Genomic DNA, 22,470 nt, shown 5'->3' on the forward strand with positions numbered 1-22,470 from the left:
TGGTTTGATAGTGTGCATCCATCCAGTATTTGCCCGTATACTCCTACGTTTTCGACGCCCGCCGAGCGAGGCCACTTTGGACAAGATCCTGATTCGTGGGGCCCGAACCCACAACCTGAAGAACATCGACCTGACCCTGCCACGGGACAAACTGATCGTCATCACCGGCCTGTCCGGATCCGGCAAGTCATCGCTGGCATTCGACACGCTCTACGCCGAAGGCCAGCGCCGCTATGTTGAATCCCTGTCGGCCTATGCCCGGCAGTTCCTGTCGATGATGGAAAAACCCGACGTCGACACCATTGAAGGCTTGTCGCCGGCGATTTCCATCGAACAAAAATCGACCTCGCACAACCCGCGCTCGACAGTCGGCACCATTACCGAAATCTACGATTACCTGCGCTTGCTGTATGCACGTGTTGGTATGCCGCGTTGCCCGGATCACGATATTCCTTTGGAAGCGCAGACCGTCAGCCAGATGGTTGACCTGGTGCTGGCCCAGCCTGAAGGCAGCAAACTGATGCTGCTGGCGCCGGTGATCCGCGAGCGCAAAGGCGAACACCTTTCCGTCTTCGAAGAATTGCGCGCCCAGGGCTTCGTCCGCGCCCGGGTCAACGGCCGGCTCTGCGAGCTGGACGAGTTGCCGAAGCTGGATAAACAGAAGAAGCATTCGATTGAAGTGGTTGTCGACCGCTTCAAGGTGCGTGCCGATCTGCAGCAACGTCTGGCCGAATCGTTCGAGACCGCGCTGAAACTCGCGGACGGCATCGCACTGGTGGCGCCGATGGACGACGAGCCGGGCGAAGAGATGATCTTCTCCGCGCGCTTCGCTTGCCCGATTTGCGGCCACGCGATCAGCGAACTGGAACCGAAGCTGTTCTCCTTCAACAACCCGGCCGGCGCCTGCCCGACGTGTGATGGCCTGGGGGTTAAGCAGTTCTTCGATATCAAACGACTGGTCAACGGTGAGCTGACCCTCGCGGAGGGCGCGATTCGCGGTTGGGACAGGCGTAACGTCTATTACTTCCAGATGCTCGGATCACTGGCTTCGCATTACAAGTTCAGCCTGGAGGTACCGTTCAACGAATTGCCGAGCGATCAGCAAAAGTACCTTCTGCACGGCAGCGGCTCGCAGAACGTCGATTTCAAATACCTGAATGATCGCGGCGATATCGTCAAACGCTCACATCCGTTCGAGGGCATCGTGCCGAACCTGGAGCGCCGTTATCGTGAGACCGAGTCGGCTTCGGTGCGCGAAGAACTGGCTAAATTCCTCAGCACGCAGTCGTGCCCGGATTGCCGTGGCACCCGCCTGCGTCGGGAAGCGCGGCACGTCTGGGTCGGCGAGAAAACCCTGCCGGCGGTGACCAATCTGCCGATCGGGGATGCCTGCGAATATTTCGGCAAGTTGAAACTGACCGGCCGCCGCGGAGAGATTGCCGACAAGATCCTCAAGGAAATCCGCGAACGTCTGCAATTTCTGGTCAACGTTGGCCTGGATTACCTGTCGCTGGATCGCAGCGCCGACACGTTGTCCGGCGGAGAGGCGCAGCGTATTCGTCTGGCCAGCCAGATCGGTGCCGGTCTGGTAGGCGTTCTGTACATCCTCGACGAACCGTCCATTGGCTTGCATCAACGGGACAACGACCGATTGCTGGGCACGCTCAAGCATCTGCGCGATATCGGTAACACGGTGATCGTGGTCGAGCATGACGAGGATGCTATTCGCCTCGCTGACTACGTTGTGGACATCGGCCCGGGCGCTGGCGTCCACGGCGGACATATCGTGGCCGAGGGCACGCCGGACGAAGTCATGGCGCATCCGGATTCCCTGACCGGCAAATACCTGTCGGGGCGCGTGAAAATCGAAGTGCCGGCGAAACGTACACCACGCAACAAGAAACTGAACCTGTCGCTCAGAGGCGCACGCGGCAACAACCTGCGCAACGTCGACCTGGATATTCCGATTGGTTTGCTGACATGCGTGACCGGGGTTTCCGGCTCGGGCAAATCGACGCTGATCAACAACACGCTGTTCCCGCTCAGCGCGACCGCGCTCAACGGTGCAACGACACTGGAAGCCGCGGCACACGACAGCATTAAAGGCCTGGAGCATCTGGACAAGGTTGTCGACATCGACCAAAGCCCGATTGGTCGGACGCCGCGTTCCAACCCGGCGACCTACACCGGGCTGTTCACGCCGATCCGCGAGTTATTCGCTGGCGTGCCGGAATCCCGCTCCCGTGGTTATGGCCCGGGACGTTTCTCCTTCAACGTTAAAGGTGGGCGCTGCGAGGCTTGCCAGGGCGATGGCCTGATCAAGGTGGAAATGCACTTTCTACCGGACATCTATGTGCCGTGCGATGTGTGCAAGAGCAAGCGTTATAACCGCGAAACCCTTGAGATCAAATACAAGGGCAAGAGCATCCACGAAACCCTCGAGATGACGATCGAGGAAGCGCGGGAATTCTTTGACGCGGTTCCTGCATTGGCGCGCAAGCTGCAAACGTTGATGGATGTCGGTCTTTCATACATCAAGCTCGGCCAGTCGGCGACGACGTTGTCCGGTGGTGAAGCGCAACGGGTCAAGCTGTCCCGTGAGCTGTCCAAACGCGATACCGGCAAGACCCTGTACATCCTCGATGAGCCGACGACCGGTCTGCACTTCGCTGATATCCAGCAGTTGCTCGATGTGCTACATCGCTTGCGCGACCACGGCAATACCGTGGTGGTGATCGAGCACAACCTTGACGTGATCAAGACCGCCGACTGGCTGGTGGATCTCGGCCCGGAGGGTGGCTCGAAAGGTGGACAGATCATTGCCACCGGAACGCCGGAAGAAGTCGCCGAGATGAAACAGTCCCATACTGGCTACTACCTTAAACCCTTGCTAATCCGCGACCGGGCCTGACCGACGCCCATGAAAAAGCCTCTGTCACTTCATCCGTGACAGGGGCTTTTTTTCATCGTTTTGCAATCAGGCTTGGGATTGCAGGTAATTCTCGAGACCGAGCAACTTGATCAGGCCCAACTGCTTTTCAAGCCAATAGGTGTGATCTTCTTCGGTGTCGTTGAGCTGAACCCGCAGGATCTCGCGGCTGACGTAATCCTTGTGTTGCTCGCAAAGCTCGATGCCTTTGCACAACGCGGCACGAACTTTATATTCCAGACGCAGATCGGCTTCGAGCATGGTCGGAACCGTAGTGCCGACATCCAGGTCATCCGGGCGCATGCGCGGCGTCCCTTCGAGCATCAGGATCCGACGCATCAAAGCATCGGCATGACCGGCTTCTTCTTCCATTTCGTGGTTGATGCGCTCGTAGAGCTTGGTGAACCCCCAGTCCTCATACATCCGCGAATGAACGAAATATTGGTCACGCGCGGCCAGCTCGCCGGTCAGCAACGTGTTGAGGTAATCGATTACATCTGGGTGGCCTTGCATCGCCCTACATCTCCCTGCCTGAAAGCCTGTAGTTTGAACCAACATGACTGGAAGGTCACCCTTCATGCGCAATAAAAGCGAAGAAAGTCTGAGAAAAGTAGCCGAAATAACGCAAAAACCGCCCGAATGAGGGCGGTTCTGCTTCTCGTTTAGACTTCGTTAAGCTGTACGTTAAGCAGCTTTGCGATTGCTTCTCCATACGCCGCATCGGCCTTGAAGAAATGCTGCAGTTGACGATCGACCACGTCGCTCGTTACACCAGCCATCGCACCAGCAATATTGCTCACCAGCAACGCCTTCTGATCTTCATTCATCAGTCGGAACAACGCTCCGGCGTGACTGTAGTAATCGGTGTCTTCGCGGTGATCGTAGCGATCTGCAGCGCCGCTCAAAGCCAATGCCGGTTCTGCGTAATGCCGCGCCTGCTTCGGCGATTCGACATAGCTGTTCGGCTCGTAATTCGGTGCTGCGCCGCCATTGCTGCCGAACGCCATCGAACCGTCACGCTGGTAAGTATTCACCGGGCTACGCGGCGCATTCACTGGCAATTGCTGGTGATTGGTGCCGATGCGGTAGCGGTGTGCGTCGGCGTAAGCAAATACCCGACCTTGCAACATGCGGTCAGGCGACAGACCCACACCGGGAACCATGTTGCTCGGCCCGAACGCGGCTTGCTCGACTTCGGCAAAATAGTTCAGCGGATTGCGATTCAGTTCCAGCTCACCGACTTCAATCAGCGGGAATTCCTTCTGCGACCAGGTTTTAGTGACGTCGAACGGGTTCTCGTAATGAGCCGCCGCCTGCGCTTCGGTCATGACCTGCATGCAAACACTCCATTTCGGGAAGTCGCCGCGCTCGATCGCTTCAAACAGGTCGCGTTGTGCGTAGTCCGGATCGGTACCGGCCAAGCGGGCAGCGTCTGCTGGCGCGAGGTTTTTGATGCCTTGTTTGGTCTTGTAGTGCCATTTCACCCAGTGACGCTCACCTTGGGCGCTTATCAGGCTGTATGTGTGACTGCCGAAGCCGTGCATGTGACGGTAGCCGTCGGGAATGCCGCGATCGGAAAACAGAATGGTGACCTGGTGCAGCGCTTCGGGTGAGTGAGACCAGAAGTCCCACATCATCTGGGCACTTTTCAGGTTGCTCTGCGGGAGACGTTTTTGCGTGTGGATAAAATCCGGGAATTTAAGCGGGTCACGGATGAAGAACACTGGGGTGTTGTTACCAACGATGTCCCAGTTACCTTCTTCGGTGTAGAACTTCAAAGCGAAGCCACGCGGATCGCGCTCAGTATCAGCCGAACCACGCTCACCACCCACCGTGGAAAAGCGCAGGAACGTCGGTGTTTGTTTACCGACTTCAGAAAACAGCTTCGCACTGGTGTATTCGGTGATGTCGCGGCTGACAGTAAAAGTGCCGTAGGCGCCCGAGCCTTTAGCATGAACGCGGCGCTCAGGAATGTTTTCACGGTTGAAGTGAGCGAGCTTCTCAATGAGGTGGAAATCATCAAGCAGTAACGGGCCGCGAGGGCCGGCGGAGCGGGAATTCTGGTTGTCAGCGACCGGCGCGCCACTGGCGGTCGTAAGCGTTTTGTTTTGGCTCATACGATTTTCTTCCTCTGTCAGTCTTGAACTGCCGGCTAATCGGCTTGGCGGGAGTATTGACCATCAACGTTACAGCTACAAATTCATTAACTCGCAGCTATCAATAGAAAAATACTAACGATCGATTCCAGCACATAGTGGCAACAGAGTCAGGAGGAAGCTTGTATGAATGAGGCTTTTCCTACAGGCACAAAAAACCGGGCACAAGGCCCGGTTCTTCGTTTCAGACTGACGTCTTACTCAGCGGATACAGCTTCACCGCCGGTAGCACGATCAACCAACTCGACGTACGCCATAGGCGCGTTGTCGCCAGCGCGGAAACCGCACTTGAGGATGCGCAGGTAGCCACCCTCACGGGTAGCGTAACGCTTGCCCAGGTCGTTGAAGAGCTTACCAACGATAGCTTTCGAACGAGTACGGTCGAAAGCCAGACGGCGGTTAGCCAGGCTGTCTGTCTTGGCCAGAGTGATCAGCGGCTCGGCAACGCGGCGCAGTTCTTTGGCTTTTGGCAGAGTAGTTTTGATCAGCTCGTGCTCGAACAGCGACACCGCCATGTTCTGGAACATAGCCTTGCGGTGCGAGCTGGTGCGGCTCAGGTGACGACCACTTTTACGATGACGCATGGTTCATTCCTTACCAAACACTACGTTCGGTGATTACGACGATCAGGCAGTCGCCTTGTCGTCCTTCTTAAGACTTGCAGGCGGCCAGTTGTCGAGGCGCATGCCGAGGGACAGACCGCGGGAGGCCAGAACGTCCTTGATTTCAGTCAAGGATTTCTTGCCCAGGTTCGGAGTCTTCAACAGCTCTACTTCGGTACGCTGAATCAGGTCGCCGATGTAGTAGATGTTTTCCGCCTTAAGGCAGTTAGCCGAACGTACAGTCAGTTCCAGATCGTCAACCGGGCGAAGCAGGATCGGATCGATCTCGTCTTCCTGCTCGATAACCACTGGCTCACTGTCACCCTTGAGGTCGACGAACGCAGCCAACTGCTGTTGCAGAATGGTTGCAGCGCGGCGGATAGCCTCTTCAGGATCCAGGGTACCGTTGGTTTCCAGATCAATAACCAGCTTGTCCAGGTTGGTACGCTGCTCGACACGGGCGTTTTCCACCACGTATGCGATACGGCGAACCGGGCTGAACGAAGAGTCGAGCTGCAAGCGACCGATGCTGCGGCTTTCGTCTTCATCGCTCTGACGCGAGTCGGCTGGTTCATAACCACGACCACGAGCTACGGTGAGCTTCATGTTCAGGGCGCCGTTAGACGCCAGGTTAGCGATTACGTGATCGGGATTAACGATCTCGACATCATGATCCAGCTGAATATCGGCAGCGGTAACCACCCCCGAACCCTTCTTCGACAAGGTCAGCGTAACTTCGTCACGACCGTGCAGCTTGATAGCCAGACCTTTAAGGTTCAACAGGATTTCAATTACATCTTCCTGTACACCTTCGATGGCGCTGTACTCATGGAGTACACCGTCAATCTCGGCCTCGACTACTGCGCAGCCGGGCATTGAGGACAACAGGATGCGTCGCAGCGCGTTGCCCAGGGTGTGGCCAAAACCACGCTCGAGAGGCTCGAGAGTGATCTTGGCGCGGGTTGGACTGACAACCTGCACATCAATATGGCGGGGTGTCAGGAACTCATTTACCGAAATCTGCATGGATGCACCTATTTTCTAGCCCTTACTTGGAGTAGAGCTCGACAATCAGGCTTTCGTTGATGTCGGCGGACAGATCACTGCGAGCTGGAACGTTCTTGAAAACGCCCGACTTCTTCTCAGTGTCTACTTCTACCCATTCTACGCGGCCACGTTGGGCACACAGATCGAGAGCTTGGACAATGCGAAGTTGGTTTTTTGCTTTCTCGCGAACTGCGACCACGTCACCAGCACGAACCTGGTAGGACGGAACGTTTACGGTCTGACCGTTAACGCTGATCGACTTGTGCGATACCAGCTGACGGGATTCGGCACGAGTAGAACCAAAGCCCATACGGTATACAACGTTGTCCAGACGGCATTCGAGCAGTTGCAGCAGGTTTTCACCGGTTGCACCTTTCTTGCCAGCAGCTTCTTTGTAGTAGCCGCTGAATTGACGCTCGAGAACGCCGTAGATACGACGTACCTTCTGCTTTTCACGCAGTTGGGTGCCGTAGTCGGACTGGCGACCGCGGCGTTGGCCGTGGATACCAGGTGCTGCTTCAATGTTGCACTTCGATTCGATCGCGCGCACGCCGCTCTTCAGGAAGAGATCGGTGCCTTCGCGACGAGCGAGTTTGCATTTTGGACCAATGTAACGAGCCATTCTTTACAATCTCCTGGATTACACGCGGCGCTTCTTCGGCGGACGGCACCCGTTGTGCGGGATTGGCGTCACGTCGGTGATGCTGGCGATCTTATAGCCACAGCCGTTCAAAGCACGGACAGCAGACTCACGACCTGGACCTGGACCTTTGACGTTGACGTCGAGGTTTTTCAGGCCATATTCCAGCGCAGCTTGACCAGCACGTTCAGCAGCTACTTGAGCAGCAAACGGGGTGGACTTGCGGGAACCGCGGAAACCCGAACCACCGGAGGTAGCCCAGGAAAGAGCGTTACCTTGACGGTCGGTGATGGTCACGATGGTGTTGTTAAAAGATGCATGGATGTGGGCGATGCCATCAACCACTGTCTTTTTAACTTTTTTACGAGGACGAGCAGCAGGTTTTGCCATGATTAAATTCCTGTCGATTCGCTGGGGCGATTACTTGCGGATCGGCTTACGCGGACCTTTACGGGTACGCGCGTTGGTCTTGGTACGCTGACCGCGTACTGGAAGACCGCGACGATGACGCAGACCGCGATAGCAACCGAGGTCCATCAAGCGCTTGATTTTCATGTTGATTTCGCGACGCAGGTCACCTTCAGTGGTGAACTTCGCCACTTCGCCACGCAGCTGTTCAATTTGCTCGTCGCTCAGATCCTTGATCTTTGCGGCTGGGTTTACCCCAGTCTCTGCACAGATTTTCTGTGCAGTTGTGCGACCAACACCATAGATGTAGGTCAGCGAGATAACAGTATGCTTGTTATCTGGAATGTTAACGCCTGCAATACGGGCCATTCAGTGGGACTCCAATTGACAGCTACCTACGCCCCGGAAGCCAAGAAATAGGGCGCGAGATAATATCGCTGTAATAACAAATAATCAACCCGGCAGCGCACTAGCTACCGGGCTTGAAGCACAATCACACTCAGCCTTGGCGCTGTTTGTGACGCGGTTCCGCGCTGCAAATTACTCGAACAACACCTTCGCGGCGAATAATCTTGCAGTTACGGCACAGCTTTTTCACCGATGCACGAACTTTCATCACCAACTCCTCGAACCTTATGGGTACTCAGCGCAACATGCCGCTGCCGTAACCCTTCAGGTTGGCTTTCTTCATCAGGGATTCGTACTGGTGCGAAACGAGGTGCGATTGTACTTGGGACATGAAGTCCATCACAACCACGACGACGATCAGCAACGAGGTCCCGCCAAGGTAGAACGGAACGTTTGCTGCAACCACCAGGAACTGGGGCAACAAGCATACGGCCGTCATGTATAGAGCACCGAACATGGTCAAACGAGTCAGAACGCCATCAATGTAGCGCGCAGACTGCTCACCTGGACGGATACCCGGAATAAAGGCACCGGACTTCTTCAGGTTTTCCGCTACGTCTTTCGGATTGAACATCAACGCCGTATAGAAGAAGCAGAAGAAAATAATCCCTGCACTAAACAGCAGAATATTCAACGGCTGACCAGGAGCGATCGACTGCGAGATGTCCTGCAACCAGCCCATACCTTCAGACTGACCGAACCAGGCACCCAGCGAAGCCGGGAACAGCAAAATGCTGCTCGCGAAAATAGCCGGAATAACACCGGCCATATTCACCTTCAACGGCAAGTGGCTGGTCTGCGCAGCAAAAACCTTGCGGCCTTGCTGACGCTTGGCGTAGTGAACAGCAATACGACGCTGACCACGCTCAATGAACACCACGAAACCGATAATCGCTACTGCCAGCAAACCGATGGCAACCAGGGCAAAGATATTGATATCGCCCTGACGTGCAGACTCGAAAGACTGCCCGATTGCTCTCGGAAGACCGGCGACGATACCCGAAAAAATCAACATCGAGATACCGTTACCTACACCACGCTCAGTAATCTGCTCACCCAGCCACATCATGAACATTGCGCCAGCCACAAACGTGGACACCGCAACGAAATGGAAGCCAAAGTCACCAGTGAACGCCACGCCCTGCCCTGCCAGACCAATGGACATGCCAATAGCCTGAACAAGAGCGAGGACGACGGTGCCGTAGCGGGTGTACTGGCTGATCTTGCGACGGCCAGCTTCACCTTCCTTCTTCAACTGCTCCAGCTGTGGGCTGACGGCGGTCATCAATTGCATGATGATCGATGCCGAAATGTACGGCATGATCCCCAATGCAAAGATGCTCATCCGCTCCAGCGCACCGCCGGAAAACATGTTGAACAAGCTAAGAATGGTCCCCTCATTCTGTCGAAACAGGTCTGCGAGTCGATCAGGGTTGATACCTGGAACCGGGATGTGTGCGCCTATTCGGTAGACGATAATCGCCAGGAACAGAAAACGCAGACGAGCCCAGAGTTCAGACATACCGCCTTTGCCGAGCGCAGAGAGAGCACCTTGCTTAGCCATTTATTCCTCGAACTTGCCGCCAGCTGCTTCGATAGCCGCACGCGCACCTTTGGTGGCGCCGATTCCCTTGCCGATAGTGACAGCGCGAGTCACTTCACCGGACAGCATGATTTTCACACGCTGTACGTTGACGTTGATCACGTTGGCATCTTTCAGGGACTGCACAGTGACGATTTCGCCTTCCACTTTAGCCAGCTCGGACAGACGCACTTCTGCGCGATCCATGGCTTTCAGGGAAACGAAACCGAACTTCGGCAGGCGACGATGCAGCGGCTGTTGACCGCCTTCAAAGCCTGGAGCAATGGTGCCACCGGAGCGGGAGGTCTGACCTTTGTGGCCACGGCCACCAGTCTTACCCAAACCGCTACCGATACCACGGCCCGGACGATGCTTTTCGCGACGGGAACCCGGCGCTGGACTCAGATCATTGAGTTTCATCGATTAACCCTCGACACGCAGCATGTAGTAAGCCTTGTTGATCATCCCGCGATTCTCGGGAGTATCCTGGACTTCTACAGTGTGACCGATGCGACGCAGACCGAGACCCTTAACACACAATTTGTGGTTAGGGATGCGGCCGGTCATGCTTTTGATCAGCGTTACTTTAACGGTAGCCATGATCAGAAGATCTCCTGGACGCTTTTGCCACGCTTGGCGGCAATGGATTCAGGGGATTGCATAGCTTTCAAACCTTTGAAAGTGGCGTGAACCACGTTTACCGGGTTAGTCGAGCCGTAGCACTTGGCCAGAACGTTCTGAACGCCAGCAACTTCGAGAACGGCACGCATTGCGCCGCCAGCGATGATACCGGTACCTTCAGAGGCAGGCTGCATGTACACCTTCGAAGCGCCGTGAGCGGACTTCATTGCGTACTGCAGAGTAGTGCCGTTCAGATCAACTTGAATCATGTTGCGGCGAGCAGCTTCCATTGCCTTCTGGATCGCAGCAGGCACTTCACGTGACTTGCCACGGCCGAAGCCAACGCGCCCTTTACCATCACCCACCACGGTCAACGCGGTGAAAGTGAAGATACGGCCGCCTTTAACGGTTTTGGCTACGCGGTTAACTTGAACCAGCTTCTCAATGTAGCCTTCGTCGCGCTTTTGGTCGTTATTTGACATAACTTAGAACTCCAGCCCAGCTTCACGAGCAGCATCAGCCAGCGCTTTAACGCGGCCGTGGTACTTGAAGCCAGAGCGGTCGAAAGCCACTTGCGAGACGCCAGCGGCCTTAGCACGCGTAGCGACCAGCTGGCCAACCTTTGTGGCCGCGTCGATGTTGCCAGTGGCACCATCACGCAGTTCTTTATCCAAAGTCGAGGCGCTTGCCAGGACTTTGTTGCCGTCGGCCGAGATGACCTGGGCGTAGATGTGCTGCGACGAGCGGAACACGCAGAGACGCACGACTTCGAGTTCGTGCATTTTCAGGCGTGCTTTGCGAGCGCGACGCAGTCGAGTAACTTTTTTGTCGGTCATTTGCTATGCCCTACTTCTTCTTGGCTTCTTTACGACGGACGACTTCGTCCGCGTAGCGCACACCTTTGCCTTTGTACGGCTCTGGTGGACGGAAGTCGCGGATCTCAGCGGCCACTTGACCTACCAGCTGCTTATCGATGCCCTTGATCAGGATATCGGTCTGGCTAGGGGTCTCAGCGGTGATGCCTTCCGGCAGTTCGTAATCCACTGGGTGCGAGAAGCCAAGGGCCAGGTTCAGAACCGTGCCTTTTGCTTGCGCTTTGTAACCAACACCGACCAGCTGGAGCTTACGCTCAAAGCCTTGGCTTACGCCTTGGACCATGTTGTTTACCAACGCACGCGTGGTACCTGCCATTGCGCGAGTTTGTTGATCGCCATTGCGAGCGGCGAAACGCAGCTCACCAGCTTCTTCAACGATCTCAACGGACGAATGGATGTTCAGTTCAAGAGTACCCTTGGCACCCTTCACCGAAAGCTGTTGGCCTGCGAATTTTACTTCGACACCGGCTGGCAGCTTAACGGGGTTCTTAGCGACGCGAGACATGCTTATCCCCCCTTAGAACACAGTGCAAAGAACTTCGCCGCCGACACCGGCAGCGCGCGCAGCACGATCCGTCATCACACCTTTGTTGGTGGAGACGATAGACACGCCGAGACCGCCACGAACTTTCGGCAGATCTTCAACGGACTTGTACTGACGCAGGCCTGGACGACTAACGCGCTTCACTTCTTCGATAACCGGACGGCCTTCGAAGTACTTCAGCTCGATGGACAACGACGGCTTGGCGTCGGTGGTGATCTGAAAACCCGCGATGTAACCTTCGTCCTTCAGGACTTTTGCTACAGCCACCTTCAACGTGGAAGACGGCATGCTTACGACGGACTTTTCAGCCATCTGGGCATTACGGATTCGAGTTAGCATGTCCGCTAACGGGTCCTGCATACTCATGGGCTAGACGCTCCTAATACAAAAAAATTAGCCTTGCGGCTACTACATGTCGCCGAGGAATTCCGGGCAAGAAAAACACGGGCTCAGGCGAGCCGGTCATTCTAGTCACACCCCAGAAATGAATCAAGCCCCAAAAGGGGCTTGATTCAAGTTCAAGGCCACCGATGGTCAGGTTCTTTCGAACCCGAACATCGAAGCTTTGACAGCGGTTACCAGCTGGCTTTAACCAGACCTGGAACGTCACCACGCATTGCAGCTTGACGCAGCATGTTACGGCCGAGGCCAAACTTGCGGTACACGCCGTGCGGACGACCAGTCAGGCGGCAACGGTTACGCATGCGCGCAGCGCTTGCGTCACGTGGTTGCTTCTGCAGAGCTACGGTAGCTTCCCAACGCGCTTCTGGACTTGCGTTCAGATCGACGATGATTGCTTTGAGCGCTGCACGCTTGGTGGCGTACTTGGCAACGGTGAGCTGACGTTTCAGCTCACGGTTCTTCATGCTCTTCTTGGCCATTTTCCTACTCCAATCAGTTGCGGAACGGGAATTTGAAAGCACGCAGCAGAGCGCGGCCTTCATCATCGTTCTTGGCAGTGGTGGTCAGGGTGATGTCCAGACCGCGGAGAGCATCGATCTTGTCGTAGTCGATTTCCGGGAAAATGATCTGCTCTTTCACGCCCATGCTGTAGTTGCCACGACCATCGAAGGACTTGGCATTCAGGCCGCGGAAGTCGCGAACCCGAGGCAGGGAGATCGACAGCAGACGATCCAGGAATTCGTACATACGCTCACGGCGCAGAGTCACTTTGACGCCGATCGGCCATCCTTCACGGACTTTAAAGCCAGCGATGGATTTACGAGCGTAGGTCACAACGACTTTTTGGCCGGTGATCTTTTCCAGGTCAGCAACAGCGTGCTCGATGACTTTTTTGTCGCCGATCGCTTCGCCCAGACCCATGTTCAGGGTGATCTTTGTAACGCGCGGAACTTCCATCACGTTCGAAAGCTTAAGTTCTTCCTTAAGTTTCGGAGCGATTTCCTTCCGGTAAATCTCTTTTAGTCGTGCCATGGTCTTCTACCTAGCAGTGTTCAAGCATCAACCGCTTTTTGGGTCGACTTGAAGACACGAATTTTCTTACCGTCTTCTACTTTGAAACCAACGCGGTCAGCCTTGTTGGTTTCGCCATTGAAGATGGCTACGTTAGAAGCGTGCAGTGGCGCTTCTTTCTCGACGATACCGCCTTGTACGCCCGACATCGGGTTAGGCTTGGTATGACGCTTGACCAGGTTCAGCCCACCAACAACCAGACGGTTGTCAGCAAGAACCTTCAGCACCTTACCGCGCTTACCTTTGTCTTTGCCGGCGATCACGATGATCTCGTCGTCACGACGAATCTTTTGCATGTCGGATCTCCTTACAGCACTTCTGGGGCGAGCGAGACGATCTTCATGAACTTCTCAGTACGAAGTTCACGGGTCACTGGCCCAAAGATACGGGTGCCGATAGGCTCTTGCTTGTTGTTCAGAAGAACAGCAGCGTTGCCATCAAAGCGGATAATGGAGCCATCAGCACGACGTACGCCGTGACGAGTGCGGACCACAACAGCAGTCATCACTTGGCCTTTTTTCACTTTACCGCGAGGAATTGCTTCCTTGACGGTAACTTTGATGATGTCACCGATACCAGCGTAACGACGATGGGAGCCACCCAGCACCTTGATGCACATAACGCGGCGAGCGCCGCTGTTATCGGCCACATCGAGCATGGATTGAGTCTGAATCATATAATTTCTCCGACCCCTAGTCCTTAGACTTCCACAGCGCGTTCGAGAACATCAACCAGTGCCCAAGACTTGGTCTTGGCCATTGGACGAGTTTCACGAATAGTGACTTTGTCGCCAATATGGCACTGATTGGTTTCGTCGTGCGCGTGCAGCTTAGTCGAACGCTTAACGTATTTACCGTAGATCGGGTGCTTAACGCGACGCTCGATCAGAACGGTGATGGTTTTGTCCATCTTGTCGCTGACAACACGGCCAGTCAGCGTACGGACAGTTTTTTCGGCTTCAGCCATGATTACTTACCTGCCTGCTGGTTGAGCACAGTCTTCACGCGAGCGATGTCACGCTTAACTTGCGAGAGCAGATGCGACTGCCCCAACTGGCCAGTTGCTTTCTGCATGCGCAGATTGAACTGGTCGCGCAGCAAGCCGAGCAGTTGCTCGTTCAGCTGCTGTGCGGATTTTTCACGAAGTTCATTCGCTTTCATCACATCACCGTCCGTTTAACAAAGGAGGTGGCGAGCGGCAGCTTTGCAGCAGCCAGGGCGAAAGCCTCACGCGCCAGCTCTTCAGAAACACCCTCGATTTCATACAGGACTTTGCCTGGCTGAATCTGGGCAACCCAGTATTCGACGTTACCCTTACCTTTACCCATCCGAACTTCGAGTGGCTTCTTGGAAATAGGCTTGTCCGGGAATACACGGATCCAGATCTTGCCGCCACGTTTTACGTGACGGGTCAGAGCACGACGCGCTGACTCGATCTGACGAGCGGTGAGACGACCACGAGCTACAGACTTCAGCGCGAACTCGCCGAAGCTGACTTTGCTACCGCGCAGTGCCAGACCACGGTTGTGGCCGGTCATCTGCTTGCGGAACTTCGTACGCTTTGGTTGCAACATTTGGCGTACCCCTTACTTAGCAGCTTTTTTACGAGGCGCTGGTGCTTGTGGTTTCAGTTCTTCTTGGCGACCACCAATTACTTCGCCTTTGAAGATCCAAACCTTTACACCGATCACACCGTAAGTGGTGTGAGCTTCGTAGTTGGCATAGTCGATGTCGGCACGCAGGGTGTGCAGAGGCACACGACCTTCGCGATACCATTCAGTACGTGCGATTTCAGCACCGCCGAGACGACCGCTCACTTGGATTTTGATGCCTTTGGCACCAATGCGCATTGCGTTCTGTACTGCGCGCTTCATAGCGCGACGGAACATTACGCGACGCTCCAGCTGCTGAGCTACGCTCTGCGCAACCAGCATACCGTCGAGTTCCGGCTTACGGATCTCTTCGATATTGATGTGCACAGGCACACCCATTTGCTTGGTCAGGTCCTGGCGCAGTTTCTCAACATCTTCACCTTTCTTCCCGATAACGATACCTGGACGAGCGGTGTGGATGGTGATACGTGCAGTTTGGGCCGGACGATGGATATCGATACGGCTTACGGACGCGCTTTTTAGTTTGTCTTGGAGATACTCACGCACCTTCAGATCAGCGAACAAGTAGTCCGCATAAGTCCGACCGTCTGCGTACCAGACGGAGGTGTGCTCCTTGACGATTCCCAGGCGAATGCCAATGGGATGTACTTTCTGACCCATCTCTTCGACTCCGTTACTTGTCAGCAACCTTGACAGTGATATGGCAAGACCGCTTGACGATGCGATCAGCACGGCCTTTGGCACGCGGCATGATGCGCTTCAGCGAACGCCCTTCGTTGACGAAAACGGTGCTGACTTTCAGGTCATCAACGTCTGCGCCTTCGTTATGCTCGGCGTTGGCTACGGCCGACTCCAGCACTTTTTTCATGATCTCGGCGGCTTTCTTACTGCTGAAAGCCAACAGGTTGAGCGCTTCGCCCACCTTTTTCCCGCGGATCTGGTCGGCGACCAAGCGGGCTTTTTGGGCGGAGATTCGAGCGCCCGACAACTTAGCGGCTACTTCCATTTCCTAACCCCTTAACGCTTGGCTTTCTTGTCAGCCACGTGCCCACGATAAGTGCGGGTACCGGCGAACTCGCCCAGTTTATGGCCGACCATGTCTTCGTTAACGAGAACTGGGACGTGCTGACGACCGTTGTGTACTGCGATGGTCAGACCGACCATTTGTGGCAGGATCATGGAACGGCGCGACCAGGTTTTAATTGGTTTGCGATCGTTCTTTTCCGCCGCCACTTCGATCTTCTTCAGTAGGTGAAGATCAATAAAAGGACCTTTTTTCAGAGAACGTGGCACTGTCGTATCCCTCTATTTACTTGCGACGACGGACGATCATTTTGTCGGTACGCTTATTACCACGAGTCTTCGCGCCCTTAGTCGGGAAGCCCCATGGCGATACCGGATGACGACCACCAGAGGTACGACCTTCACCACCACCATGTGGGTGGTCAACCGGGTTCATGGCAACACCACGAACGGTTGGGCGAACGCCACGCCAGCGTTTGGCACCAGCTTTACCCAGCGAACGCAGGCTGTGCTCGGAGTTCGAGACTTCGCCAAGGGTCGCACGGCATTCAGCCAGTACTTTGCGCATTTCACCGGAACGAAGACGCAGGGTAACGTACACACCTTCACGAGCGATCAACTGAGCCGAAGCACCAGCGGAACGTGCGATTTGTGCGCCTTTACCTGGCTTAAGCTCGATGCCGTGTACGGTGCTACCAACTGGAATGTTGCGCAGTTGCAGAGCGTTGCCCGGCTTGATCGGTGCCAGAGCACCTGCGATCAGCTGGTCGCCAGCACTCACGCCCTTAGGGGCGATGATGTAGCGGCGCTCGCCATCTGCGTACAGCAGCAGAGCGATGTGAGCAGTACGGTTTGGATCGTATTCGATACGCTCGACAGTGGCAGAGATGCCATCTTTGTCGTTGCGACGAAAATCGACCAGACGATAATGCTGCTTATGGCCACCACCGATGTGACGAGTGGTAATACGACCATTGTTGTTACGACCACCAGTCTTCGATTTTTTCTCGAGCAGCGGTGCGTGAGGAGCGCCTTTATGCAGCTCCTGGTTGACCACCTTGACCACAAAACGGCGGCCAGGGGAAGTCGGTTTGCATTTAACGATTGCCATGATGCACCCCTTCCTTACTCAGCACTGCTGCTGAAATCGAGATCTTGGCCTGGCTGAAGGGAGATAACTGCCTTCTTCCAGTCATTACGCTTGCCCAGACCGCGAGCTGTGCGCTTGCTTTTACCCAGTACATTCAGGGTAGTAACACGCTCAACTTTCACGCTGAACAGGCTTTCGACGGCCTTCTTGATTTCCAGCTTGGTTGCATCGGTTGCAACCTTGAAAACGAACTGGCCTTTCTTGTCTGCCAGAACCGTAGCCTTCTCGGAAACGTGCGGGCCAAGCAGAACTTTAAATACGCGTTCCTGGTTCATCCCAGCAGCTCCTCGAATTTCTTCACGGCCGACACGGTGATCAACACCTTGTCGTATGCGATCAGACTAACTGGATCGGAACCTTGCACGTCACGAACATCAACGTGTGGCAGGTTGCGAGCAGCCAGGTACAGGTTCTGATCAACAGCGTCCGACACGATCAAAACGTCGGTCAGGCTCATGTTGTTCAGCTTGCCCAGCAGGTCTTTGGTTTTCGGAGTTTCAACAGCGAAATCCTGAACCACGACCAGACGATCAGTACGCACCAGCTCAGCAAGGATGGAACGCATTGCTGCGCGATACATCTTCTTGTTCAGCTTCTGAGAGTGATCCTGTGGACGAGCTGCGAAAGTGGTACCGCCGCCACGCCAGATTGGGCTACGGATAGTACCGGCACGAGCACGGCCAGTACCTTTCTGACGCCAAGGGCGCTTACCGCCACCACGAACGTCGGAACGGGTCTTTTGCTGCTTGGAACCCTGACGGCCGCCAGCCATGTAGGCCACGACTGCTTGGTGAACCAGAGTCTCGTTGAACTCGCCGCCAAACGTCAGTTCGGAAACTTCGATCGCTTGAGCGTCATTTACATTTAATTGCATGTCAGCTTCCCCTTAACCGCGAGCCTTGGCTGCTGGACGTACAACCAGGTTGCCGCCAGTAGCGCCAGGAACAGCACCCTTGACCAACAACAGATTGCGTTCAGCGTCCACGCGCACTACTTCCAGGGACTGCACGGTCACGCGCTCAGCGCCCATATGACCGGACATTTTTTTGCCCTTGAATACACGACCAGGAGTCTGGCACTGGCCGATAGAGCCTGGGACGCGGTGGGATACGGAGTTACCGTGGGTGTTATCTTGCCCGCGGAAATTCCAACGCTTGATCGTACCCTGGAAGCCTTTACCTTTGGACTGACCGGTTACATCAACCAGTTGACCAGCAGCGAAGATTTCAGCGTTGATCAGATCGCCGGCCTGGTAATCGCCGTCTTCAAGACGGAATTCCATTACGGTACGACCAGCGGCAACGTTCGCTTTAGCGAAGTGGCCAGCCTGCGCAGCTGTTACACGCGAAGCGCGACGCTCGCCGACAGTGACTTGCACTGCACGATAGCCATCGGTCTCTTCAGTTTTGAACTGGGTGACGCGATTCGGCTCGATCTCAATGACCGTGACCGGAATGGAGACACCTTCTTCGGTGAAAATACGGGTCATACCGCATTTACGACCGACTACACCAATAGTCATGTTGTAAACCTCATGAGTGTACGGGGCTTTCACCCGCTATGGCCGCCCATTTCAGAGCGTTACACGACTAAGACCGAGTCTTAGCCGAGGCTGATCTGTACTTCCACACCGGCCGCAAGATCAAGCTTCATAAGTGCGTCAACGGTTTTATCCGTTGGCTGGACGATATCCAGGACACGCTTATGAGTGCGGATCTCGTACTGGTCACGCGCGTCTTTGTTGACGTGCGGGGAAACCAGAACGGTGAACCGCTCTTTACGGGTAGGCAGTGGAATAGGACCACGCACTTGAGCACCAGTACGTTTCGCGGTTTCCACGATTTCCTGGGTTGATTGGTCGATCAGGCGATGGTCAAAAGCCTTCAACCTGATACGGATTTGCTGATTTTGCATTGGATTTCAGACTCCGGCTGCTATTCCCACCGGGCGCAATACGCCCGTTAAAAGGAGGCGCAATTCTATAGACGCCCCATATGGGTGTCAACCCAATAAAAAAGCCCCCGCTGAGCGGGGGCTTTTTCAAGTCATCAAAGCTTGCTCAAAAGAGCTTACTCGATGATTTTGGCTACGACGCCAGCGCCGACGGTACGACCGCCTTCACGGATAGCGAAACGCAGACCATCTTCCATCGCGATGGTTTTGATCAGGGTAACTTCCATCTGGATGTTGTCACCCGGCATTACCATTTCAACGCCTTCTGGCAGCTGGCAGTTACCAGTCACGTCAGTAGTACGGAAGTAGAACTGCGGACGATAGCCTTTGAAGAACGGAGTGTGACGACCGCCTTCTTCCTTGCTCAGCACGTAAACTTCTGCAGTGAACTTGGTGTGCGGCTTAACCGAACCCGGCTTGACCAGAACCTGGCCACGCTCAACGTCGTCACGCTTGGTGCCACGCAGCAGGACGCCGCAGTTCTCGCCAGCACGACCTTGGTCGAGCAGCTTGCGGAACATTTCAACACCGGTGCAGGTGGTGGTGGTGGTGTCACGCAGACCAACGATTTCCAGTGCGTCTTGAACGTTAACAACACCACGCTCGATACGACCAGTTACAACAGTACCGCGACCGGAGATCGAGAACACGTCTTCGATTGGCATCAGGAACGGCTTGTCGATAGCGCGCTCTGGCTCTGGGATGTAGGTATCCAGAGTTTCGACCAGCTTACGAACGGCAGTGGTGCCCATTTCGTTATCGTCTTTGCCTTCCAGCGCCATACGCGCGGAACCGATGATGATTGGAGTGTCATCACCTGGGAAGTCGTAAGTGCTCAGCAGATCGCGCACTTCCATCTCAACCAGTTCCAGCAGTTCAGCGTCGTCTACCAGGTCAGCCTTGTTCAGGAAAACCACGATGTACGGAACGCCAACCTGACGGGACAGCAGGATGTGCTCACGGGTTTGCGGCATCGGACCATCAGCGGCCGAGCAAACCAGGATAGCGCCGTCCATCTGAGCAGCACCGGTGATCATGTTCTTCACATAGTCAGCGTGACCTGGGCAGTCAACGTGAGCGTAGTGACGGATCTTCGAGTTGTACTCAACGTGTGCGGTGTTGATCGTGATACCACGAGCTTTTTCTTCTGGCGCGCTGTCGATCTTGTCGAAGTCAACAACAGCCGAACCGAAAACTTCGGAGCAAACACGAGTCAGTGCTGCAGTCAGAGTGGTTTTACCGTGGTCAACGTGACCAATGGTGCCAACGTTGACGTGCGGAAGGGAACGATCAAATTTTTCTTTAGCCACGACAATTAACTCCTAGCCTAAAGGGGCTGAATCAGCCTTGTTTTTTGGTAACAGATTCGACGATGTGCGTCGGAGCTGTATCGTATTTTTTGAATTCCATAGAGTAGCTTGCGCGACCCTGGGACATGGAACGAACGTCGGTCGCATAACCGAACATCTCACCCAGCGGAACCTCGGCGCGGATAACCTTGCCGGAGACCGTGTCTTCCATACCCTGGATCATGCCACGACGACGGTTAAGGTCGCCCATCACATCACCCATATAGTCTTCAGGCGTAACAACCTCTACCGCCATGATCGGCTCGAGCAACTCACCGCCGCCCTTCTGGGCCAGTTGCTTGGTCGCCATGGAAGCAGCCACCTTAAACGCCATCTCGTTGGAGTCGACGTCGTGGTAAGAACCATCGAACACGGTAGCCTTCAGGCCGATCAGCGGATAACCGGCAACTACGCCGTTTTTCATCTGCTCTTCGATACCCTTCTGGATAGCCGGGATGTATTCCTTAGGAACAACACCACCTACAACCTCGTTCACGAATTGCAGACCTTCCTGACCTTCGTCAGCAGGAGCAAAACGGATCCAGCAATGACCGAACTGGCCACGACCGCCGGATTGACGAACGAACTTGCCTTCGATTTCACAGTTCTTCGTGATGCGCTCACGATAGGAAACCTGAGGCTTGCCGATGTTGGCTTCGACGTTGAACTCACGGCGCATCCGGTCAACCAGGATGTCCAGGTGAAGCTCGCCCATGCCCGAGATGATCGTCTGACCAGTCTCTTCATCAGTCTTGACGCGGAAAGATGGATCTTCCTGAGCAAGCTTGCCCAGAGCGATACCCATTTTTTCCTGGTCATCCTTGGTCTTAGGCTCTACGGCAACCGAAATAACCGGCTCCGGGAAGTCCATGCGAACCAGGATGATTGGCTTGGCAGCGTCGCACAAAGTCTCACCAGTGGTGACGTCCTTCATGCCGATCAGGGCCGCGATGTCACCAGCGCGCACTTCCTTGATCTCTTCACGGGCGTTTGCGTGCATTTGCACCATACGACCCACACGCTCTTTCTTGCCCTTGACCGAGTTGATCACGCCGTCACCAGAGGCCAACACGCCCGAGTAAACGCGCACGAAGGTCAAAGTACCCACGAATGGGTCGGTAGCGATCTTGAACGCCAACGCCGAGAACGGCTCGTTGTCGTCAGCATGACGCTCCATCTCTTCTTCCTCGTTATCCGGGTTGGAGCCCTTGATAGCAGGAATGTCGGTTGGAGCCGGCAGGTAATCGATAACGGCGTCGAGAACCAGGGGAACACCCTTGTTCTTGAAGGAAGAACCGCAAACAGCCAGAACGATTTCGCCAGCGATAGTACGCTGACGCAGAGCGCCCTTGATTTCTTCGAGGGTGAGCTCTTCACCTTCGAGGTACTTGTTCATCAGTTCTTCGCTGGCTTCGGCCGCAGCTTCAACCATGTTGCTGCGCCACTCATCAGCCAGCTCCTGCAGTTCAGCAGGGATGGCTTCGCGACGCGGAGTCATGCCTTTGTCAGCATCGTTCCAGTAAACAGCTTCCATGGTCATCAGATCGATCTGACCCTGGAAATTGTCTTCGGAACCGATTGCCAACTGGATTGGCACCGGGGTGTGACCCAGACGCTGCTTGATCTGACCGATCACGCGCAGGAAGTTGGCACCAGCACGGTCCATCTTGTTTACGTAAACAAGACGCGGAACGCCGTACTTGTTGGCTTGACGCCATACGGTTTCCGACTGAGGCTCAACGCCCGAAGTACCACAGAAAACCACAACCGCGCCGTCGAGCACACGCAGGGAACGCTCAACTTCAATGGTGAAGTCTACGTGGCCCGGAGTGTCAATGACGTTGAAGCGGTATTGGTCTTTGTGCTGCTTCGCAGAACCTTGCCAGAAGGCGGTAATAGCAGCAGAAGTAATGGTAATACCACGCTCCTGCTCCTGAACCATCCAGTCTGTGGTCGCGGCGCCGTCATGCACCTCGCCCATCTTGTGACTTTTGCCAGTGTAAAAAAGGACGCGCTCGGTGGTGGTGGTCTTACCAGCATCCACGTGAGCAACGATACCAATGTTACGGTAGCGATTAATCGGTGTTGTACGAGCCAT

At 55.1% G+C, this 22,470-nt stretch carries 33 protein-coding genes; 1 reads left to right on the top strand and 32 read right to left on the bottom strand.

The window, feature by feature from the left end:
• Nucleotides 1-76: 76 nt before the first annotated feature.
• Nucleotides 77-2,911 carry an excinuclease ABC subunit UvrA gene (gene uvrA / locus GIW69_RS11960; RefSeq protein WP_236482755.1) on the top strand — a complete coding sequence of 945 codons (2,835 nt, stop codon included), beginning with the start codon at nt 77-79 and terminating at the stop codon, nt 2,909-2,911.
• A 66-nt stretch (nt 2,912-2,977) separates the two neighbouring features.
• Here uvrA and bfr read toward each other — a convergent pair whose 3' ends face one another.
• From bfr to fusA, 32 genes are all read right to left on the bottom strand, one after another.
• Nucleotides 2,978-3,442: a bacterioferritin gene (gene bfr, locus GIW69_RS11965; protein WP_236482757.1), complete on the bottom strand. Its 465-nt coding sequence runs from the start codon at nt 3,440-3,442 to the stop codon at nt 2,978-2,980.
• A 149-nt stretch (nt 3,443-3,591) separates the two neighbouring features.
• Entirely contained in the window at nt 3,592-5,046 is a 1,455-nt protein-coding gene (locus GIW69_RS11970; protein WP_236482759.1) for a catalase, read from the bottom strand.
• 236 nt (nt 5,047-5,282) lie between these two features.
• Entirely contained in the window at nt 5,283-5,669 is a 387-nt protein-coding gene (gene rplQ / locus GIW69_RS11975; RefSeq protein ID WP_024778333.1) for a 50S ribosomal protein L17, read from the bottom strand.
• 42 nt (nt 5,670-5,711) lie between these two features.
• Nucleotides 5,712-6,713: a DNA-directed RNA polymerase subunit alpha gene (locus GIW69_RS11980; RefSeq protein WP_003176403.1), complete on the bottom strand. Its 1,002-nt coding sequence runs from the start codon at nt 6,711-6,713 to the stop codon at nt 5,712-5,714.
• A 22-nt stretch (nt 6,714-6,735) separates the two neighbouring features.
• Nucleotides 6,736-7,356: a 30S ribosomal protein S4 gene (rpsD, locus tag GIW69_RS11985; protein WP_003176404.1), complete on the bottom strand. Its 621-nt coding sequence runs from the start codon at nt 7,354-7,356 to the stop codon at nt 6,736-6,738.
• A gap of 18 nt (nt 7,357-7,374) precedes the next feature.
• Entirely contained in the window at nt 7,375-7,764 is a 390-nt protein-coding gene (rpsK, locus tag GIW69_RS11990; protein WP_002555466.1) for a 30S ribosomal protein S11, read from the bottom strand.
• Between the two features lie 30 nt (nt 7,765-7,794).
• Nucleotides 7,795-8,151 carry a 30S ribosomal protein S13 gene (gene rpsM / locus GIW69_RS11995; RefSeq protein ID WP_009045849.1) on the bottom strand — a complete coding sequence of 119 codons (357 nt, stop codon included), beginning with the start codon at nt 8,149-8,151 and terminating at the stop codon, nt 7,795-7,797.
• A 130-nt stretch (nt 8,152-8,281) separates the two neighbouring features.
• Nucleotides 8,282-8,398, bottom strand: coding sequence for a 50S ribosomal protein L36 (rpmJ, locus tag GIW69_RS12000; protein ID WP_002555468.1), 117 nt, complete (start codon nt 8,396-8,398; stop codon nt 8,282-8,284).
• Between the two features lie 27 nt (nt 8,399-8,425).
• On the bottom strand, nt 8,426-9,754 hold the full coding sequence (gene secY, locus GIW69_RS12005) for a preprotein translocase subunit SecY (RefSeq protein WP_003228718.1): 1,329 nt from the start codon (nt 9,752-9,754) through the stop codon (nt 8,426-8,428).
• Nucleotides 9,755-10,192 carry a 50S ribosomal protein L15 gene (gene rplO / locus GIW69_RS12010; protein ID WP_236482760.1) on the bottom strand — a complete coding sequence of 146 codons (438 nt, stop codon included), beginning with the start codon at nt 10,190-10,192 and terminating at the stop codon, nt 9,755-9,757.
• Nucleotides 10,193-10,195: 3 nt separating this feature from the next.
• Entirely contained in the window at nt 10,196-10,372 is a 177-nt protein-coding gene (rpmD, locus tag GIW69_RS12015; protein ID WP_003176408.1) for a 50S ribosomal protein L30, read from the bottom strand.
• Nucleotides 10,373-10,374: 2 nt separating this feature from the next.
• Entirely contained in the window at nt 10,375-10,875 is a 501-nt protein-coding gene (gene rpsE / locus GIW69_RS12020) for a 30S ribosomal protein S5 (protein ID WP_010566852.1), read from the bottom strand.
• Between the two features lie 3 nt (nt 10,876-10,878).
• Nucleotides 10,879-11,229 (bottom strand): 50S ribosomal protein L18, encoded by a 351-nt coding sequence (rplR, locus tag GIW69_RS12025; RefSeq protein ID WP_003186037.1) that lies wholly within the window; start codon nt 11,227-11,229, stop codon nt 10,879-10,881.
• A 10-nt stretch (nt 11,230-11,239) separates the two neighbouring features.
• Complete coding sequence (rplF, locus tag GIW69_RS12030) at nt 11,240-11,773, bottom strand: 50S ribosomal protein L6 (protein WP_003176412.1); 534 nt, start codon at nt 11,771-11,773, stop codon at nt 11,240-11,242.
• A gap of 12 nt (nt 11,774-11,785) precedes the next feature.
• A complete protein-coding gene (gene rpsH, locus GIW69_RS12035; RefSeq protein ID WP_007955638.1) occupies nt 11,786-12,178 on the bottom strand; it encodes a 30S ribosomal protein S8 in 393 nt (130 codons plus the stop codon).
• 209 nt (nt 12,179-12,387) lie between these two features.
• Complete coding sequence (rpsN, locus tag GIW69_RS12040; RefSeq protein WP_186532289.1) at nt 12,388-12,693, bottom strand: 30S ribosomal protein S14; 306 nt, start codon at nt 12,691-12,693, stop codon at nt 12,388-12,390.
• A 13-nt stretch (nt 12,694-12,706) separates the two neighbouring features.
• On the bottom strand, nt 12,707-13,246 hold the full coding sequence (gene rplE / locus GIW69_RS12045; protein ID WP_003210069.1) for a 50S ribosomal protein L5: 540 nt from the start codon (nt 13,244-13,246) through the stop codon (nt 12,707-12,709).
• 20 nt (nt 13,247-13,266) lie between these two features.
• Nucleotides 13,267-13,581: a 50S ribosomal protein L24 gene (gene rplX / locus GIW69_RS12050; protein ID WP_003186046.1), complete on the bottom strand. Its 315-nt coding sequence runs from the start codon at nt 13,579-13,581 to the stop codon at nt 13,267-13,269.
• Nucleotides 13,582-13,592: 11 nt separating this feature from the next.
• Nucleotides 13,593-13,961, bottom strand: a complete 369-nt coding sequence (gene rplN / locus GIW69_RS12055) for a 50S ribosomal protein L14 (RefSeq protein ID WP_002555479.1) — start codon at nt 13,959-13,961, stop codon at nt 13,593-13,595.
• Between the two features lie 23 nt (nt 13,962-13,984).
• Nucleotides 13,985-14,251: a 30S ribosomal protein S17 gene (gene rpsQ, locus GIW69_RS12060; RefSeq protein ID WP_003194644.1), complete on the bottom strand. Its 267-nt coding sequence runs from the start codon at nt 14,249-14,251 to the stop codon at nt 13,985-13,987.
• 2 nt (nt 14,252-14,253) lie between these two features.
• Nucleotides 14,254-14,445 carry a 50S ribosomal protein L29 gene (rpmC, locus tag GIW69_RS12065; protein WP_002555481.1) on the bottom strand — a complete coding sequence of 64 codons (192 nt, stop codon included), beginning with the start codon at nt 14,443-14,445 and terminating at the stop codon, nt 14,254-14,256.
• The gene (gene rplP, locus GIW69_RS12070; RefSeq protein ID WP_003228729.1) at nt 14,445-14,858 is read right to left on the bottom strand and encodes a 50S ribosomal protein L16; all 414 of its coding nucleotides are present in this window, start codon (nt 14,856-14,858) and stop codon (nt 14,445-14,447) included. The genes rpmC and rplP overlap by 1 nt, the downstream gene beginning before the upstream one ends.
• A gap of 12 nt (nt 14,859-14,870) precedes the next feature.
• Entirely contained in the window at nt 14,871-15,557 is a 687-nt protein-coding gene (gene rpsC, locus GIW69_RS12075) for a 30S ribosomal protein S3 (protein ID WP_003176422.1), read from the bottom strand.
• 13 nt (nt 15,558-15,570) lie between these two features.
• Nucleotides 15,571-15,903: a 50S ribosomal protein L22 gene (gene rplV, locus GIW69_RS12080; protein ID WP_003103908.1), complete on the bottom strand. Its 333-nt coding sequence runs from the start codon at nt 15,901-15,903 to the stop codon at nt 15,571-15,573.
• 11 nt (nt 15,904-15,914) lie between these two features.
• Nucleotides 15,915-16,190, bottom strand: a complete 276-nt coding sequence (rpsS, locus tag GIW69_RS12085) for a 30S ribosomal protein S19 (protein WP_003228731.1) — start codon at nt 16,188-16,190, stop codon at nt 15,915-15,917.
• Nucleotides 16,191-16,206: 16 nt separating this feature from the next.
• A complete protein-coding gene (rplB, locus tag GIW69_RS12090; RefSeq protein WP_003176423.1) occupies nt 16,207-17,031 on the bottom strand; it encodes a 50S ribosomal protein L2 in 825 nt (274 codons plus the stop codon).
• A gap of 14 nt (nt 17,032-17,045) precedes the next feature.
• Nucleotides 17,046-17,345, bottom strand: a complete 300-nt coding sequence (gene rplW, locus GIW69_RS12095; protein WP_002555488.1) for a 50S ribosomal protein L23 — start codon at nt 17,343-17,345, stop codon at nt 17,046-17,048.
• A complete protein-coding gene (gene rplD / locus GIW69_RS12100; protein ID WP_003228735.1) occupies nt 17,342-17,944 on the bottom strand; it encodes a 50S ribosomal protein L4 in 603 nt (200 codons plus the stop codon). The genes rplW and rplD overlap by 4 nt, the downstream gene beginning before the upstream one ends.
• Before the next feature lie 12 nt (nt 17,945-17,956).
• Nucleotides 17,957-18,592: a 50S ribosomal protein L3 gene (gene rplC, locus GIW69_RS12105; protein WP_003194649.1), complete on the bottom strand. Its 636-nt coding sequence runs from the start codon at nt 18,590-18,592 to the stop codon at nt 17,957-17,959.
• An 80-nt stretch (nt 18,593-18,672) separates the two neighbouring features.
• The gene (rpsJ, locus tag GIW69_RS12110) at nt 18,673-18,984 is read right to left on the bottom strand and encodes a 30S ribosomal protein S10 (RefSeq protein ID WP_003186070.1); all 312 of its coding nucleotides are present in this window, start codon (nt 18,982-18,984) and stop codon (nt 18,673-18,675) included.
• Nucleotides 18,985-19,139: 155 nt separating this feature from the next.
• Complete coding sequence (gene tuf, locus GIW69_RS12115; RefSeq protein WP_236482763.1) at nt 19,140-20,333, bottom strand: elongation factor Tu; 1,194 nt, start codon at nt 20,331-20,333, stop codon at nt 19,140-19,142.
• 31 nt (nt 20,334-20,364) lie between these two features.
• Complete coding sequence (fusA, locus tag GIW69_RS12120; protein WP_236482765.1) at nt 20,365-22,470, bottom strand: elongation factor G; 2,106 nt, start codon at nt 22,468-22,470, stop codon at nt 20,365-20,367.

The organism is Pseudomonas syringae (assembly GCF_021605415.1).
GTDB classification, from domain to species: Bacteria; Pseudomonadota; Gammaproteobacteria; order Pseudomonadales; family Pseudomonadaceae; genus Aquipseudomonas; species Aquipseudomonas syringae_S.